General features: G+C 56.3%; 13 protein-coding genes. 6 read left to right on the top strand and 7 right to left on the bottom strand.

The genetic code is table 11. The features are described from left to right. Window positions 1-11 precede the first annotated feature (11 nt). The 5 genes from AT959_RS02180 to AT959_RS02160 form a co-directional block, all read right to left on the bottom strand. A complete protein-coding gene (locus AT959_RS02180) occupies window positions 12-1,595 on the bottom strand; it encodes an efflux RND transporter periplasmic adaptor subunit (protein WP_066880082.1) in 1,584 nt (527 codons plus the stop codon). Next, window positions 1,592-2,863, bottom strand: coding sequence for a TolC family protein (locus AT959_RS02175; protein WP_066880267.1), 1,272 nt, complete (start codon window positions 2,861-2,863; stop codon window positions 1,592-1,594). Before AT959_RS02175 ends, AT959_RS02180 begins: the two co-directional genes overlap by 4 nt. 49 nt (window positions 2,864-2,912) lie before the next feature. Then, complete coding sequence (locus tag AT959_RS02170) at window positions 2,913-3,251, bottom strand: copper-binding protein (RefSeq protein WP_066880079.1); 339 nt, start codon at window positions 3,249-3,251, stop codon at window positions 2,913-2,915. A gap of 24 nt (window positions 3,252-3,275) precedes the next feature. After that, the gene (locus AT959_RS02165) at window positions 3,276-3,710 is read right to left on the bottom strand and encodes a DUF411 domain-containing protein (RefSeq protein ID WP_066880077.1); all 435 of its coding nucleotides are present in this window, start codon (window positions 3,708-3,710) and stop codon (window positions 3,276-3,278) included. Between the two features lie 106 nt (window positions 3,711-3,816). Next, window positions 3,817-4,446, bottom strand: coding sequence for a c-type cytochrome (locus AT959_RS02160; RefSeq protein WP_066880074.1), 630 nt, complete (start codon window positions 4,444-4,446; stop codon window positions 3,817-3,819). A gap of 149 nt (window positions 4,447-4,595) precedes the next feature. Between AT959_RS02160 and AT959_RS02155 the strand changes: the two genes are divergently transcribed. Both AT959_RS02155 and AT959_RS02150 read left to right on the top strand, forming a co-directional pair. Continuing rightward, on the top strand, window positions 4,596-5,270 hold the full coding sequence (locus tag AT959_RS02155) for a heavy metal response regulator transcription factor (RefSeq protein WP_066880072.1): 675 nt from the start codon (window positions 4,596-4,598) through the stop codon (window positions 5,268-5,270). Beyond that, window positions 5,270-6,658, top strand: a complete 1,389-nt coding sequence (locus AT959_RS02150) for a heavy metal sensor histidine kinase (RefSeq protein ID WP_066880070.1) — start codon at window positions 5,270-5,272, stop codon at window positions 6,656-6,658. The genes AT959_RS02155 and AT959_RS02150 overlap by 1 nt, the downstream gene beginning before the upstream one ends. Window positions 6,659-6,961: 303 nt before the next feature. Here AT959_RS02150 and AT959_RS02145 read toward each other — a convergent pair whose 3' ends face one another. Next, window positions 6,962-7,891 (bottom strand): AraC family transcriptional regulator, encoded by a 930-nt coding sequence (locus tag AT959_RS02145; protein ID WP_066880068.1) that lies wholly within the window; start codon window positions 7,889-7,891, stop codon window positions 6,962-6,964. 186 nt (window positions 7,892-8,077) lie between these two features. On the opposite strand from AT959_RS02145, the gene AT959_RS02140 reads away from it, so the two are divergent. Then, window positions 8,078-9,136: an alpha/beta hydrolase gene (locus AT959_RS02140; protein ID WP_066880066.1), complete on the top strand. Its 1,059-nt coding sequence runs from the start codon at window positions 8,078-8,080 to the stop codon at window positions 9,134-9,136. Between the two features lie 236 nt (window positions 9,137-9,372). Next, on the top strand, window positions 9,373-10,470 hold the full coding sequence (locus AT959_RS02135; protein ID WP_066880065.1) for an NADH:flavin oxidoreductase/NADH oxidase: 1,098 nt from the start codon (window positions 9,373-9,375) through the stop codon (window positions 10,468-10,470). Between the two features lie 441 nt (window positions 10,471-10,911). Here the strand turns inward: AT959_RS02135 and AT959_RS20855 are convergent, their stop codons facing one another. Beyond that, window positions 10,912-11,421, bottom strand: a complete 510-nt coding sequence (locus tag AT959_RS20855) for a hypothetical protein (protein WP_157651179.1) — start codon at window positions 11,419-11,421, stop codon at window positions 10,912-10,914. Window positions 11,422-11,865: 444 nt separating this feature from the next. Here AT959_RS20855 and AT959_RS20220 point away from each other — a divergent pair, with 444 nt between their 5' ends. Together AT959_RS20220 and AT959_RS02130 are read left to right on the top strand one after the other, a co-directional pair. After that, complete coding sequence (locus tag AT959_RS20220) at window positions 11,866-12,357, top strand: hypothetical protein (protein ID WP_083518155.1); 492 nt, start codon at window positions 11,866-11,868, stop codon at window positions 12,355-12,357. A gap of 526 nt (window positions 12,358-12,883) precedes the next feature. Continuing rightward, window positions 12,884-13,279, top strand: coding sequence for a hypothetical protein (locus AT959_RS02130; protein ID WP_066880063.1), 396 nt, complete (start codon window positions 12,884-12,886; stop codon window positions 13,277-13,279). Window positions 13,280-13,311: the final 32 nt, after the last annotated feature.

Below are 13,311 nucleotides of genomic sequence, written 5' to 3'. Positions count from 1 at the left end.
CTCGCAGTTCCTCAGTGTCCGGCGTGCGGGTTGGCTTTGCCAGCAGGCTGGCTAGCAGGTTGAACGGACGTGATAACCCATTCGCCCTGGCCTCGTTCGACAAACTCAAAGTCAATGGCAGCCCCTGGTTTCAACTGCTTCATGATGGCTTCGTTGGCAGGTTTGAACTCCATGGTCATGCCGGGCCATTTCAAACTGGGCACCGGACCATGCGTGATGCTGACCGTACCCGCCTTGGCATCGACCTCTTCGACTTTGCCTTCGGCCTTGTTGCCGACTGTTGCAGCTGCCGGCTTATCGGCGGGGGCTGCTGCACCGTGGCCTGAGTGGCCAAAGCCACTGATAGCCGCTTTCAGATTGCTCTCGGCATCAATCAGGAAATTGGCGGCAACGACCACCTGCTCGCCGTCACGGACACCATCAATGACTTCTACCCGGTCATCGCTGCGAGCGCCGAGCTTGACCTCGCGGGGTTCGAATCGGCCTTCCTTGGCCTGAACCAGAACGATTTGGCGCGTGCCGCTATCAATCACCGCCGAGTTTGGTACGGTGACGACCGCTCCCTTGACGGTAGTTGGCAATTCAAGCTGGGCGAACATACCAGGCTTCAGCAGGTTGTTCGTGTTCGGCAAGTCGATGCGAACCTGGATGGTTCGGGTCTCCGCCTTCAGCGTCGGATAGACGTAGCTGATGGTGCCCTCAAAGGTCTTGTCGGGATAGGCATTGATTTTGACTTTGGCCTTGGCTCCGGACTTCACCAAACCGATGTCCTGTTCGAAGACGTCGGCAACCGCCCAGACCGAGGAGAGGTCGGCGACTTGATACAGAGCCTCGCCCGGCATGAAGCGCATGCCTTGAACGGCCTTCTTCTCGGTGATGATGCCATTGACCGGCGAACGGAAAGTCAGCGTGCGCCGGGTTTCGCCCGATTTGGCTAAGGACTTCACCTGCTCTTCGGAAATGTCCCAGTTGCGCAGTCGGGCGAGGCTCGATTCAGCCAATTGACGCATGCTGTCCTGGGTGTAGCTTTCGGCATCCTTCAGGCTTTCTTGCCCTTGGACCGCGATAGCGAATTCACGCTGGGCAGAAACCAACTCCGGGCTGTAAACCTCGAATAGCGGCTGGCCCTTGCTGACAGGCTGGCCGGTGACATTGACGTGAAGGCGCTCGACATAGCCTTCAAATTTCGGGGAGATGGTATAGGTCCGGCGCTCGTCCGGTTCGATGCGACCGGCCGCGCGGACTACCTTGTCCAGATTGCGCAGGGTGGCAGCTTCGGTGCGCACACCGAGCTTCTGAATTTTCTCGGTGCTGATTTTTATTTGGTTGGCAGAGGCCGGCTCGTCATCCTGCTCGCCTTCATAGACCGCGATGTAGTCCATGCCCATCGGGTCTTTCTTCGGGGTCGGCGAGGTGTCGGGAAGGCCCATTGGATTGCGGTAGAAAAGTATCTTCCGTTCCTTCTTCCCAGAATCTGCTGCAACGTTGGTGGCGCCATCGGCGTGCGGAGCCGGAGCACTCTTCTGGCCAGCCCAATAGCCGCCACCAGCAGCCAACGCAGCCACCACGGCGGCGGCAATCACTCCCTTGTTCATAGGTCTTCTCCGAGAATTCGTTCGATTTCTGCAAGGCGGACTTGGGCCTCGGCACGCGATTTGATTTGGTTGAGTTTTGCCTGGCGAATTTGGCGCTGTGCGTCCAGCAGGGTCGCAAAGTCGACCTTGCCGGTTTCATAGCCGGCCAGCGCGGCCTTCAAGGTAAGTTCCGCCTGGGGCAGCAGGCTGTCGGTCGTGAGCCGTTCGGTTCGCCGAGCGGCTTCGAGTTCGGAAATATTGGTAGAAAGGTCAGCCAGGAGCTGGTTCGAGGTTGCATCACGCTTGGCGCGACTCGCCGACACCATCGCTTCTGCCTCGCGCTCTTGGGCGCGGCGACTGGACTGCTGGAGGGGAATGTTGATTTCAAACATCAAGTCCCACTGCTTCACCTCGTTCTGCATTTGATTGGGCACAACGCCCACGGTGAGGTCGGGGTACCGATTCTTGTAGGCCAGGTCGCGGCTCTTCTCGGCAGCCTTGATGCGGTGCTCTTCGGCTGACAGCATCGGATTCCGGGCGCGGGCACGTTCCTCAAGAGAGACGTAATCGAGCTTGGCGGGCATTGGCAACGGACGCAGGCCTTCGGGCATCGCCAACGGTGCACTGGCTGGACGTCCCAGCAAGGCATTCATCCTAGTCATCAAATGGTGATGCTCGGTCTCCAGGGCTATGAGTTCATTTCGCATCGAGGTCTGTTCGACCTGGGCCCGGATGACATCCTGCTGGGCAGCCAGGCCACCGGCATAGCGAACCTGGGCAATTTTTTCCAGGCGGAGCATCAGGTCGAGAATTTCCTTGGTCAGGCTTTCATTGCGCACCAGATAGTAGAGTTGCGCGTAGGTGGTCTTTATTTTGGTGGCGACCTCGCTCCATGTGCCGTAGGCACGCCCTTTGGCACCTTCCGCCTCGAGTTCGGCAATCTCACGCTTCAGGTCACGCTTGCCGAACCAGGGGATGTCCTGCATCAGCGTGTAGCGCGTGCTGCCAACGCGGCTGGGGGACAATGAGGCGCTTTGTGAGCCACCTTTGGTTATGTCCATCAGCTCGGTGCGCAGCTTGGGGTCTGGTAGAGCGCCGGCGGGTGTGATGCGCTCTGCGGCCGCGTCGGCTTCATAACGCATGCTGGCGAAGTCGGGGTTGCCCTCTCGCGCCAGGGAAAGCAGACTTTCAACAGTGCTGCCCGGTTGGACCTGGGCTTGGGCACCCAGGCACCAAGCTGCGGTGAGCGCGACGCACAGGATTTTGCGCGAGGTAGTTATTCGTTTCATCTGTTTGTCCTCGTGATGATTTCCGGTGGCACCGCGTGCCAACATACCCTTACTTTGGCAATTCCAGGCGCACGATGGTCATCGCATCGTTGTTATCGCCCAAAGCGAAGCGGATTTTCTGGCCTTCCTTCACCTTGTCGAGCCAGGATACGTCCTTGACCTTGAAGGCCATGGTCATGGCCGGCATGCCGTTGGGCAAGGCGCCATGGGAGACGGTCATCTTGCCGCCGGCCCTGTCGACCTTTTTCACCAGGCCGTCGATGAGTGCGGATTGTGATGCGTCCGAGTGCATGGCGCCGTGACCGGCATGCATATCATGGTCAGCGGCCATTGCGAAGGCGGGAGCCAGAGTGGCGACGAAAGCAAAGGATGCAATCAACTTCTTCATGAGGGTTTCTCCGAGAGATAAAGGTTAGTGTTTAGCGAAAACTTTGGAGCTGCCGTCTGCCTGAACGAGCAGCGTGTCGTAGGCTTGCGGGTGATTGGTTTCCATGCCCGGTGAGCCTTGGGGCATGCCAGGCGCGGCCAGGCCGACGGCCTTGGGCTTTTCCTTAAGCAGGCGCTGGACATCAGCAGCGGGAACATGGCCTTCCACGACATAGCCTCCGACCTTGGCGGTATGGCAGGAACCAAAGCGCTCCGGCATGCCAGCAGCCTTTCGCGCTGCCGGAACATCATTGACGTCCTTCGTAACGACGTCGAAGCCGGCCTTGCGCATGTGCTCGACCCATTTTTCGCAACAGCCGCAGTACGGGCTTTTGAAGACTTCAACGCGCTCCGCCGCCTGGGCCAGGCTGATGCCGGCAAACAGCGACAGGGCAATAATCAGGGAGCTGGTTTTGAACATATCGTCCTTCGTTGAGCAGTGAGGATTAGCGTATCGGCACAGAGTTTAGGTATCTGCACCCAACAGCAAGCTGACCCAAAAATTACATTTCGGTAATCAATGGGGATTAGTGGCTGTGCTTATGCTTACTGTGGGAATGCCCCTCATGGCTATGAGACTTGGGCGAACTCGGTGTTGATGCAGGGGGTTCCATGCCGGCGTGCGAGTGCCCTTCGCTGGCTGCAACGCGGGCCTGATACTCGGTGGCGGAAAGCTTCGGCAATATTTTGATGAATGCCGTCAGGTCCCAAATGGCTTCATCATCCATCCCGCCCTTCGCCCAGGCCGGCATCCCGGAACCCTTGATGCCATGTTTGATAATCCAGAATCGACGGGCATCCTCGACTTGCCCCTCGGTTGCCGAGCCTGCCTGCGACAGGTTTGGCGGATTGGGATATAGCCCCTTGCGTATCTCGCTATCCTCGACGCCAGGTGACAGGTGGCAATTGACACACATCGCATCGTAGTTTCCTGCGCCGCGCCGAATGCGTTCTTCGGATGCCAAATCGGTAGGCGGGATGATGTCCTTGGCCTGCTTGGCTACGGACTTCTCACGCGCCCATTCAATAAGCTTGGTGATGCGGGGCGAGTGGGCTGAATCGGCAGCAAAGTCGATGCTGCCACTCTGAATGAGGCCATAGCCTGAGATAGCCCCTAGTCCAATTGCCGACGCAGCGCCCAATAGAAATTGCTTCATGGATTTCCCCTGATTTCAACATGCACCATTTTGGGGAAGTCGACCTAACCAGATACTGACCGAAAAATTACATTTTCGTAATCTGGGTAGCTAATCAGCCGCCACAGCGCAAAATGAGCAATAACTCAGGCATCACAGGGAGTAGTTCGATGAGGGTACTGGTCGTCGAAGACGAGCCGAAAACAGGTGATTACCTAAAACAAGGGCTATCAGAAGCCGGCTTTATGGTCGACCTGGCCAGAGATGGCCTGGATGGGCTTCACCTGGCCCTCACCGAGGCATACGACTTGGCGGTGCTGGATGTCATGTTGCCGGGGATTGACGGATGGCAGGTGCTTCAGGGGATTCGACGTGCCGGTAAAGAAATACCCGTGCTGTTTCTGACGGCCCGTGATTCAGTGGAGGACCGCGTAAAGGGGCTGGAACTGGGTGCCGATGACTACTTGGTAAAGCCATTCGCGTTTTCGGAGTTGTTGGCCAGGGTGCGTACCTTGCTGCGGCGCGGCGGCAAGGCGAAAGAAGCTGATTTTCTGAAGGCAGGCGACCTGGAACTTGACTTGATGCGCCGCCGTGTAACCCGTGCGGGCAAGAAAATCGACCTGACATCGAAAGAGTTTTCACTGCTTGAGTTGCTGCTACGCCGCCAGGGGGAGGTGCTGCCCCGCTCGTTGATTGCCTCTCAGGTATGGGATATGAATTTCGATAGCGACACCAATGTCATTGAGGTCGCCATTCGCCGTCTCCGTGCCAAAGTCGATGACGGGTTTGAGCAGAAGCTCATTCATACCGCCCGCGGCATGGGATACGTTCTGGAAGCCGAGTAATGAAGTGGGTGGCTGGCTACTCACTTACCACGCGGTTAACGCTGCTTTTCGCGGTCGTCTCGACGTCGGTCCTGCTGCTGCTTGGCCTGGTCATCGGCTCGCTGGTCGAGCGACATTTCGAGGACATGGACCTTGAGCTTCTTGAAGGCAAGTTAGAGCTTATTCAGCATGCCCTCGCTGCGACTCGCAGCCGGGGTGATTTGGAAACTATCCCCGACCAGCTGGACGCTGCACTTATTGGTCATCATGGCTTGGCCGTTGGCGTTTGGGATGGAGCCGGAAAATCACTGTACCTATCCGAAGACGCCTCCTTTCCGGAGGTAAGGCCGGCTCAAGGCCTGGGGGCACAATTCCCTCGTACCTGGACAGGGTCCGACCAACATCTTTATCGAGGGATTGTTGGAACGGCGCCAACTGGCATTCCGGGTGGTACCCCAACTACCGTTGCCCTATCGACTGATTTGACGCATCACGAGCACTTCATGCAGTCATTCAGACTCACGATGTGGGCCGTCGTCGCACTGGCTGCCACGCTCTCGGGATTCTTGGGGGGATTAGCAGCACGTCGCGGTCTGGCGCCATTGCATGACATTGTTCGTCATGCAGCGGATATTACGGCGGAGAGCCTGGACCAGCGACTCGAGGCAGGCAGCATCCCGCTTGAGCTTGCCGAAGTTGTACGGACGCTCAATGACATGCTGGCCCGGCTAGAGGGCTCCTTTCGGCGACTCTCGGATTTTTCGTCGGACCTTGCCCATGAACTGCGTACCCCCGTCAGTAATCTGCTGACCCAGACCCAGGTCACGCTATCCAAAGCACGAACACTCGATGAATACCAGGACGTATTGGCGTCAAATGCCGAGGAGTTTGAGCGCCTGTCGAGAACCATTGCTGATATGTTGTTCCTTGCGAAGGCCGACAACAATCTCCTGATTCCGCTCCGTGAAGAAGTGGACCTGGGGGCCGAAGTCTCCAGTCTGTTGGAGTTCTACGAGGCTTACGCCGACGAGAAGGAATTGCGGCTCTCGTGTTCAGGAGAGGCATCCATTGCAGGTGACCGGTTAATGCTACGCCGGGCCATAGGCAATCTTTTGTCGAATGCCGTCCGCCACACCCCAAAACTTGGTCATATCTCTATTGCACTCGAGGAAACTCAGGCGGGGGAGACCGTCGTTTCCGTAGAAAACACAGGGGAAACCATTGCGCCCGAACATCTGCCAAGGTTGTTTGACCGTTTCTACCGCGCTGATGCATCACGCCAACACTATGGGGAGGGCTCTGGCCTTGGCTTGGCAATCACTCGCTCGATTGTCCAGTCCCATGGCGGCGAGGTCTCGGTCATGTCCGAACGTGGCTTGACCAGGTTTTCAATTCGCATTCCAACTTAGGTAGCAGGCAACACCAGAAAAGTAATGCATCTTGGATTCTCGAGGGCAGGTTTGTTCCTGATTCCAGACTTTCCCGTTGCAATCAACGAATGACAGCAATGGGTCGTCAGCACTCAGTGACGAATGGCTGCTTCGGAGAGTCGAAACTTCAACGACCGCTTTCCGGCAGCGAAGTTGAAAAGTGGGCCGTCGTGTCTCGCCCCATTGCTGACTGATGAATATTTAATAAGCAATGGCAGCAGTGGGGCCTCAAGCTGCCGGACAACCGCAATGGCCTAGCCGGCTTTGTGTTGCCCTTGAGAACTATCCGATTCGCGCTTCCGCCAACCGTATACGGCGGACATCTTGCAGCGGCGGGGCTCCAAATAAGCGACCGTATTCCCGGCTGAACTGCGATGCGCTCTCATAGCCCACCTGTCCGCTAGCATTAGCTGCATCCAAATTTTGATTCAGCATCAGTTGTCTTGCCGCTTGTAGCCGCAATTGCTTTTGGTACTGAAGCGGACTTGTGCTGGTGATGGCGCGAAAGTGCTGCCTGAAGGTGGATGGACTCATGTGAACCCGAGCCGCCAGTTCGTCCACCTGCAATGGCTGGGCAAAGTTCTGCTTGAGCCAGGTAACCGCCTTGGAAATTTGCTGGCTGGGCGAGCCGTCGGCAACCAGGTGCTGTAGTTGCGGACCATGTGGGCCTGCAACAAGCCTGATAATGATTTCGCGCTTGATGAGCGGCGCGAGCAGCGCAACAAGTTCCGGTTGGTCGTGAAGCTCAAGTAGACGAATCAGGTCTCGTGTCAGACGCTCATCCAATCGCTCAATCGACAAAGGTCGAAAGACCGTTCCACGGGCAGGTGCTGGTAGCTTCATCTCGGTTGCCACTTGGAGAATTTCTTGGCTGTCGAGCGTCAGCATGAGTCCAAGCAGCGGCTCCTGTGCGCTGGCTCGGGTAACACGCGAGATGACCGGCAGCTCAATCGAGGTCAGCATGGAGTGCCCCGGTCCATAAGTGATGACCTCGTCGCCCAATAAAGCCTGCTTGTTGCCTTGCACAACCACCCCTAGACCCAAGTTAAAAATGCAATGCAGCGGCTCAGTGGGTGTTTTGCGCCGGTGTAGCGAAAGTCCGGGGATGGCTGTCGTGAAGTCTCCATCGCTTTGGGCATTTTTTTCAATTTCACGAGCGAGGACGCTGATTGCCTGAATCGCTTGGTTAGTAGTATGGACGGTGCTATACATAGCGGCTAGCTTGTCGGATTCGATGGAGTAACTGTATCACTGAGCGTGGTCACGTTCTGTGCTGAGTTATCGAATCCGTTGTTTTAGGCAAGAAGTTCGCTGGTTTCGGCAACCTGGTTTTCTGGCAGGTAGCAATAATTCCCCCAACGCCACTTACTGCTGTTTAACCGTCCAAGGAATATCGCCATGAACGACAACTCATCCAACCAGGTTCCCGCTGACATTGGTCGCCGCCAAGCCATTTTCGGCGGCTCCGCGCTGGCTGCTTCACTTCTGATTCCGAAAGTTGCTTCCGCCGCTGGCGATTCGAAGCTTCGTACTACGGCAACTGGAATCCGCGTACTGACCGTCAGCTTCAAGAACAACAACATCGACATGGCAGGAAATCTTTACCTGCCGAAGAGCTTCAGTGAAGGCAGCAAGTATCCAGCCATCGTCAGCGTGCATCCTGGCGGCGGCGTCAAGGAACAGACAGCTGGTCTGTACGCCCAGAAGCTGGCAGAGCAGGGGTTTGTCACTCTGGCCTTTGACGCATCACACCAGGGAGCCAGTGGAGGCATGCCCCGCCTCCTTGATGACCCGATGCGCCGGGTGGCCGATATTTACAGTGCCGTCGATTATCTGACCACGCTCGGCTACGTTGACGCGAACCGCATCGGCGCCCTGGGCATCTGTGCCGGTAGCGGCACTGCGGTCAAAGCAGCTTCCCTGGAGCGCCGCATCAAGGCCGTGGCGACGGTGAGCGCCGTTGATGTGGGTGCAGCCGTCCGCAAGGGCTGGGATGGCAAGGCAACGAAAGAGGAGCAGCTTGCGCTGCTTGATTCGGTTGCCAAGCAACGCACCGCCGAGGCAGCCGGGACTGCGCCGTTGTATGTGAATTACGTGCCCAAGGTAGGCGATAAGACAGCCCCCCGCGACCTTCAGGAAGCAGCCGACTACTACCTGACACCTCGCGGTCAGCATCCGAATTCATCGAACAAGATGCTCATCACCAGCTTGAGCGCCATGGTGGCATTCACCGGATTTGACCGAGTCGACCTGCTCACACAGCCTCTCATGATTGTTGCAGGTAGCGAGGCAGGCTCGCTGTGGCATAGCCAGGAGCTTCATGCCAAGGCATCCGGACCAAAGGAGCTGTACGTGATTGACGGTGCAGCGCACATGGACCTTTACGATGGTCCTGGGGCCGACACCGCGATGACGAAGCTGACCCCCTTCTTCAAGCAAACCCTTTACCTCAATTGAGGCACCCCATGAGCAACAATAAAGTCTGGTTTATCACTGGCGCGGGCCGCGGCCTTGGCGTCGAACTTGCGAAGGCCCCCCTGGCTGCTGGGCACTCCGTCGTTGCGACAGGCCGTAATCCGGCGAAGGTCGCAGCGGCTAACCCAACCGACAGGATGCCGTTAATCTATCGTTAAACACACTAATAACGGCATGCTGGAGATGGCATGCCGAACTTATTTCAGGAGCCCAGTTTCATGTCTGCTTTGTTTACCAGCTTCAAACTTAAAGATGTCACCCTGCGCAATCGCATCGCCATTCCCCCCATGTGTCAGTACAGCGCAGTAGACGGGCTGACCAACGATTGGCACGCTACCCATTACGCCAGCCTGGCTCGTGGCGGCGCCGGCCTGGTTATCGTTGAAGCCACCGGTGTTGCGCCGGAAGGCCGCATCACGCCAGCCTGTTTGGGGCTGTGGAACGACGAACAAGCGGCCAGACTCGCCAAAATTGCCGCGTCTATCAAGGCCGGCGGTGCGGTGCCGGGCATCCAAATCGGCCACGCCGGCCGCAAAGCCAGCGCCAACCGTCCCTGGGAGGGCGATGACCACATAGCCGAAGGCGACCTGCGTGCTTGGGAAACCCTTTCTCCATCTGCTGTGGCATTTGGCGCGAATTTGCCCAAAGTGCCGAAGGCAATGACGCTCGATGACATTGCTCGAGTTCGCGACGATTTCGTTGCGGCTGCCTGTCGGGCCCGTGATGCAGGATTTGAGTGGCTGGAGCTTCATTTCGCCCATGGCTATCTGGCACAGAGCTTCTTCTCGGTTCATGCCAATCAGCGCACCGACCAGTACGGTGGTGACTTCAAGGGACGTAGCCGCTTTCTTCTAGAAACACTGGCTGCGGTTCGCCAGGTTTGGCCGGAACACTTGCCGCTGACCGCCCGCTTCGGGGTGATTGAATATGATGGCCGGGACGAGGAAACCCTGGCTGAGTCCATCGAACTGACCTGCGCATTCCGCAAAGCTGGCCTGGACATGCTCAATGTCAGTGTCGGGTTCTCCACGCTGACAGCCAATGTGCCATGGGGCCCGGCTTTCCTGGCACCGATTGCCGAGAAAGTACGTAGCGCGACAGGGCTGCCAGTTGCTTCCTCATGGTGTATCGATGTGCCGGCCACCGCCGACCGCGTGGTTGCCGATAAGCAGATGGATTTGGTCATGATTGGCCGTGCCCACCTGGCAAATCCGCATTGGTCGTATCACGCGGCGTTGGCGCTCAAAGAAGAGAAGCCTTCATGGGTATTGCCGGCGCCCTATGCACATTGGTTGGAACGCTACAGTCCAAGCTGATTTTGAACGGATGGTGGCCGCAATAGTTGGTCACCATGCTCGAAAAACAAAGGCAGCTTTGACCTCAATAGCTGAAACCCAGCAAGGTTGTTTTTTGAGGATTTGATGGACCGCAATTGGCCGATTGGGTGAGACCGCCAACGTCCATTTCGGAGGATTCCAGTTCGAAAAACGCTGGTTTGGCTGAGCGGCTGCTATCGGGAAACCGCGATGGCCGCTTTGGGTCGGGACACGACAGCCCACTTTTCAACTTCGCTGCCGGAAAGCGGACGTTGAAGTTTCGCTTCTCAGAAGCAGACGCTCGTCACGGAGTGCTGACGACCCTTTGCAGCCATTCACCCAAAGCGACAAGAAAAGTCTGCAATTAACTCCACTGCCGACAGTTGCACCCCCAATAATACAGTTGGCCGGCACAGCCGATTGTGCAGAAACTTGGCCCATTTAGTTGGGCGGGAGGGGAGGAGGCTCAATCACTTTGCCGCATTTACTGCATGTTGGGGCAGCAAGCCCTTTTGTCTTCGAATAGGCGTATATCCCGGCAATTACTGCCAAGGGCCAGGTGCCACTAATGGCTGTACCAAGTGCGGCAATGCCCACAGATGAACCGACCATGCCGCCTGCAATCGCACAGCCGGCGCCAGCGACGATTGCTACCGTCTTGCCAGTTTCAGGGGCGTAGTGGTTAAGCTGGCCGCAAGAACACTCAAATGTGAACGGAGCCTGTTTTTCTGCGGCGGCTTCTGCTCTATGTCGAGCCCGAGTCTCGCTATAGCCTCTTTGAAACCCCTCAGCTGCCTCACTAACTTCTTTCTCTAGCCGTTCAGCCACTACTCTGGAACCTTGCTCTAAATTCGCCACGAAATCGCCCGCCAGCTTCGTAAGACTAAACGGTTCCTTTTCTTTATGAAGGCCAGCCTCTCTTAGTGCTTTCCTCATTTCATCGGCGGTCATGAAAAATCCTCAAATTGTGCCCGTACAGCTAAGTTAAATAGCATAACACTGATGCTAATGAGTACAACGATTGCATCGTTCGCGCAATAACTGCTTACAGAGCAAAGCACACGTTCATACGGCGACTTTTGTGGTTAGCTGACAGACAGCAACTGGCCGGTATGGCGAGGTCGCCAACGGCGGATTTTAGACAGTCCGTTTCGAAAAACCTGGGTTTGGATGACTGGCAGCTATTGGGAACGTTCTACGACAGCTTTGGGTCGTCTGCCGACTTCTGGACTCGACCAGCAGGCAGAGCAAAGCAATCCACGGCGAACTGCCAAATAGCCATCGGCAAATGCCCGCAGGGCCTTTCAAATCAGTAGGTGCAATACCCAGGAAATCACATTTTCATGGAACAATTGTGGTCCGTAATGCAATTGCGAGTGGGTTTGAAACGCACTGATGACATATTTGAGCCATGTGATTTCCAAATTGTACCGGCCATCCTCTGCTCGCCAAGTGTTTGCTCTGTCGCGCGCAGACGCCGAGCGTCTGCCCTTGTTACCGACTGCCGCGGTTATCTCAATAACCACACCTGAAAGAGGGCCTGCAGCCCTTCCTGACTTTCAGCACATGTTGCGTCTGTCGTTTGAAGACGTCGACCACCAAAGCTCTGACTTATCCGCCCGAGCGAAAGCCAAGCTTTCGCGTTCGTTCACTACACAACATGCAAAGCAAATTCTCCAGTTCGTTACCGAACTTCCCGCCGAGATTCGAACAGTAGTGGTGCACTGCGAAGGTGGTTTTTCTCGCTCTTGTGCTGTCGCAAGCGCACTCCATAACTTGTACGGCTACACCGTAGAGCAGCAGCGCCTGACGCAGGCCAACCCCAGTGTAATCGCCGTCATACTGGATACAGCCCAACCAAAAACGAGAAAGGGAAAGGGAAAATAATCCTCATAGCCTAAGGCCTCCAACGACCGCTTCGGAGCACCTAAGCTCGATGAACCTAGGTTTTCCTGACCGGCTGCTCTGGAAAAAGCTGGATGGCCGGAATGGGTCGTGACTAGTCGGATACCTTGGAAGTCTGAATGGCAGCAAACCTGCCTACAGCCGACGGTGTGAAAATGCTTGCTGTGTAGATAGTGAGGTTATTCTGACGAATTGCCACCGCTTCTGAACCCGGCTGCAATCTCAGCACGAAAACGGCTCTGCCCATCATCGGATTGGGATGCATTAGCAGTCGATGGCTTCTCGGTTGATGCAACAGCGGCGGGGAAGTCTGTAGCGTTACAACCGGATAACAGTACGTAGAGCAACGCAATTGTTCTCATGAGTTTTCACCGTGCTGTTGAATGACAGATAGACCCATAACGGCACAAAAAGCCATTGATTGAGCCGGCATATTCTGAAACAAGACAGAGCCGGCAGATTCATGACAACCCCGCTGACACTCAGCGACGATTAGGAGGGGATTTAGATGAGCATGTTTGACAACATCCGATGCGAGGTGCCTCTGCCAGATGATTTCGAGGGTGACCCGCTATTTCAGACCAAGGATTTCGAACGTGTTTTGGCAACACATGTCATCCGGGGAGACGGCCTATATTTGGATGACGGTCATTACGAAACTGTGCCCAAAGCAGAGAGGCCCAACCCAGATGCAGCGGACGGGACACTAGAAGACTTGAAGGGTAGCCTTCGTTGGGCGCCAAACTTGGTACACCACCCCGAGGCCCACGGGATAGTTAATTTCTACGGCGATGACGCAGCCGGAACTCTGCACGAATACGAAGCTAAATTCATGGACGGGCAACTTATCGGCATTAAGGTCCGGACCGATTTCCCAAAGGCTGATGTAATCGACAGCGAGTAGATTAACCGGCAGTAGACGACCCAAAAGTGCCG

The organism is Dechloromonas denitrificans, assembly GCF_001551835.1.
Lineage (GTDB): Bacteria > Pseudomonadota > Gammaproteobacteria > Burkholderiales > Rhodocyclaceae > Azonexus > Azonexus denitrificans.
The sequence above is the reverse complement of the archived record's forward strand: the minus strand, read 5'-3'. Positions and strand labels throughout refer to the sequence as shown.

What these genes read in the sequence shown, in the direction of transcription:
- AT959_RS02160 (WP_066880074.1), bottom strand. Translation starts at nt 4,446, where the DNA reads ATGAAGCAATTTCTATTGGGCGCTGCGTCGGCAATTGGACTAGGGGCT.
- AT959_RS02135 (WP_066880065.1), top strand. Translation starts at nt 9,373, where the DNA reads ATGTCTGCTTTGTTTACCAGCTTCAAACTTAAAGATGTCACCCTGCGC.
- AT959_RS20220 (WP_083518155.1), top strand. Translation starts at nt 11,866, where the DNA reads ATGACATATTTGAGCCATGTGATTTCCAAATTGTACCGGCCATCCTCT.
- AT959_RS02145 (WP_066880068.1), bottom strand. Translation starts at nt 7,891, where the DNA reads ATGTATAGCACCGTCCATACTACTAACCAAGCGATTCAGGCAATCAGC.
- AT959_RS02170 (WP_066880079.1), bottom strand. Translation starts at nt 3,251, where the DNA reads ATGAAGAAGTTGATTGCATCCTTTGCTTTCGTCGCCACTCTGGCTCCC.
- AT959_RS02165 (WP_066880077.1), bottom strand. Translation starts at nt 3,710, where the DNA reads ATGTTCAAAACCAGCTCCCTGATTATTGCCCTGTCGCTGTTTGCCGGC.
- AT959_RS02150 (WP_066880070.1), top strand. Translation starts at nt 5,270, where the DNA reads ATGAAGTGGGTGGCTGGCTACTCACTTACCACGCGGTTAACGCTGCTT.
- AT959_RS20855 (WP_157651179.1), bottom strand. Translation starts at nt 11,421, where the DNA reads ATGACCGCCGATGAAATGAGGAAAGCACTAAGAGAGGCTGGCCTTCAT.
- AT959_RS02155 (WP_066880072.1), top strand. Translation starts at nt 4,596, where the DNA reads ATGAGGGTACTGGTCGTCGAAGACGAGCCGAAAACAGGTGATTACCTA.
- AT959_RS02140 (WP_066880066.1), top strand. Translation starts at nt 8,078, where the DNA reads ATGAACGACAACTCATCCAACCAGGTTCCCGCTGACATTGGTCGCCGC.
- AT959_RS02175 (WP_066880267.1), bottom strand. Translation starts at nt 2,863, where the DNA reads ATGAAACGAATAACTACCTCGCGCAAAATCCTGTGCGTCGCGCTCACC.
- AT959_RS02180 (WP_066880082.1), bottom strand. Translation starts at nt 1,595, where the DNA reads ATGAACAAGGGAGTGATTGCCGCCGCCGTGGTGGCTGCGTTGGCTGCT.
- AT959_RS02130 (WP_066880063.1), top strand. Translation starts at nt 12,884, where the DNA reads ATGAGCATGTTTGACAACATCCGATGCGAGGTGCCTCTGCCAGATGAT.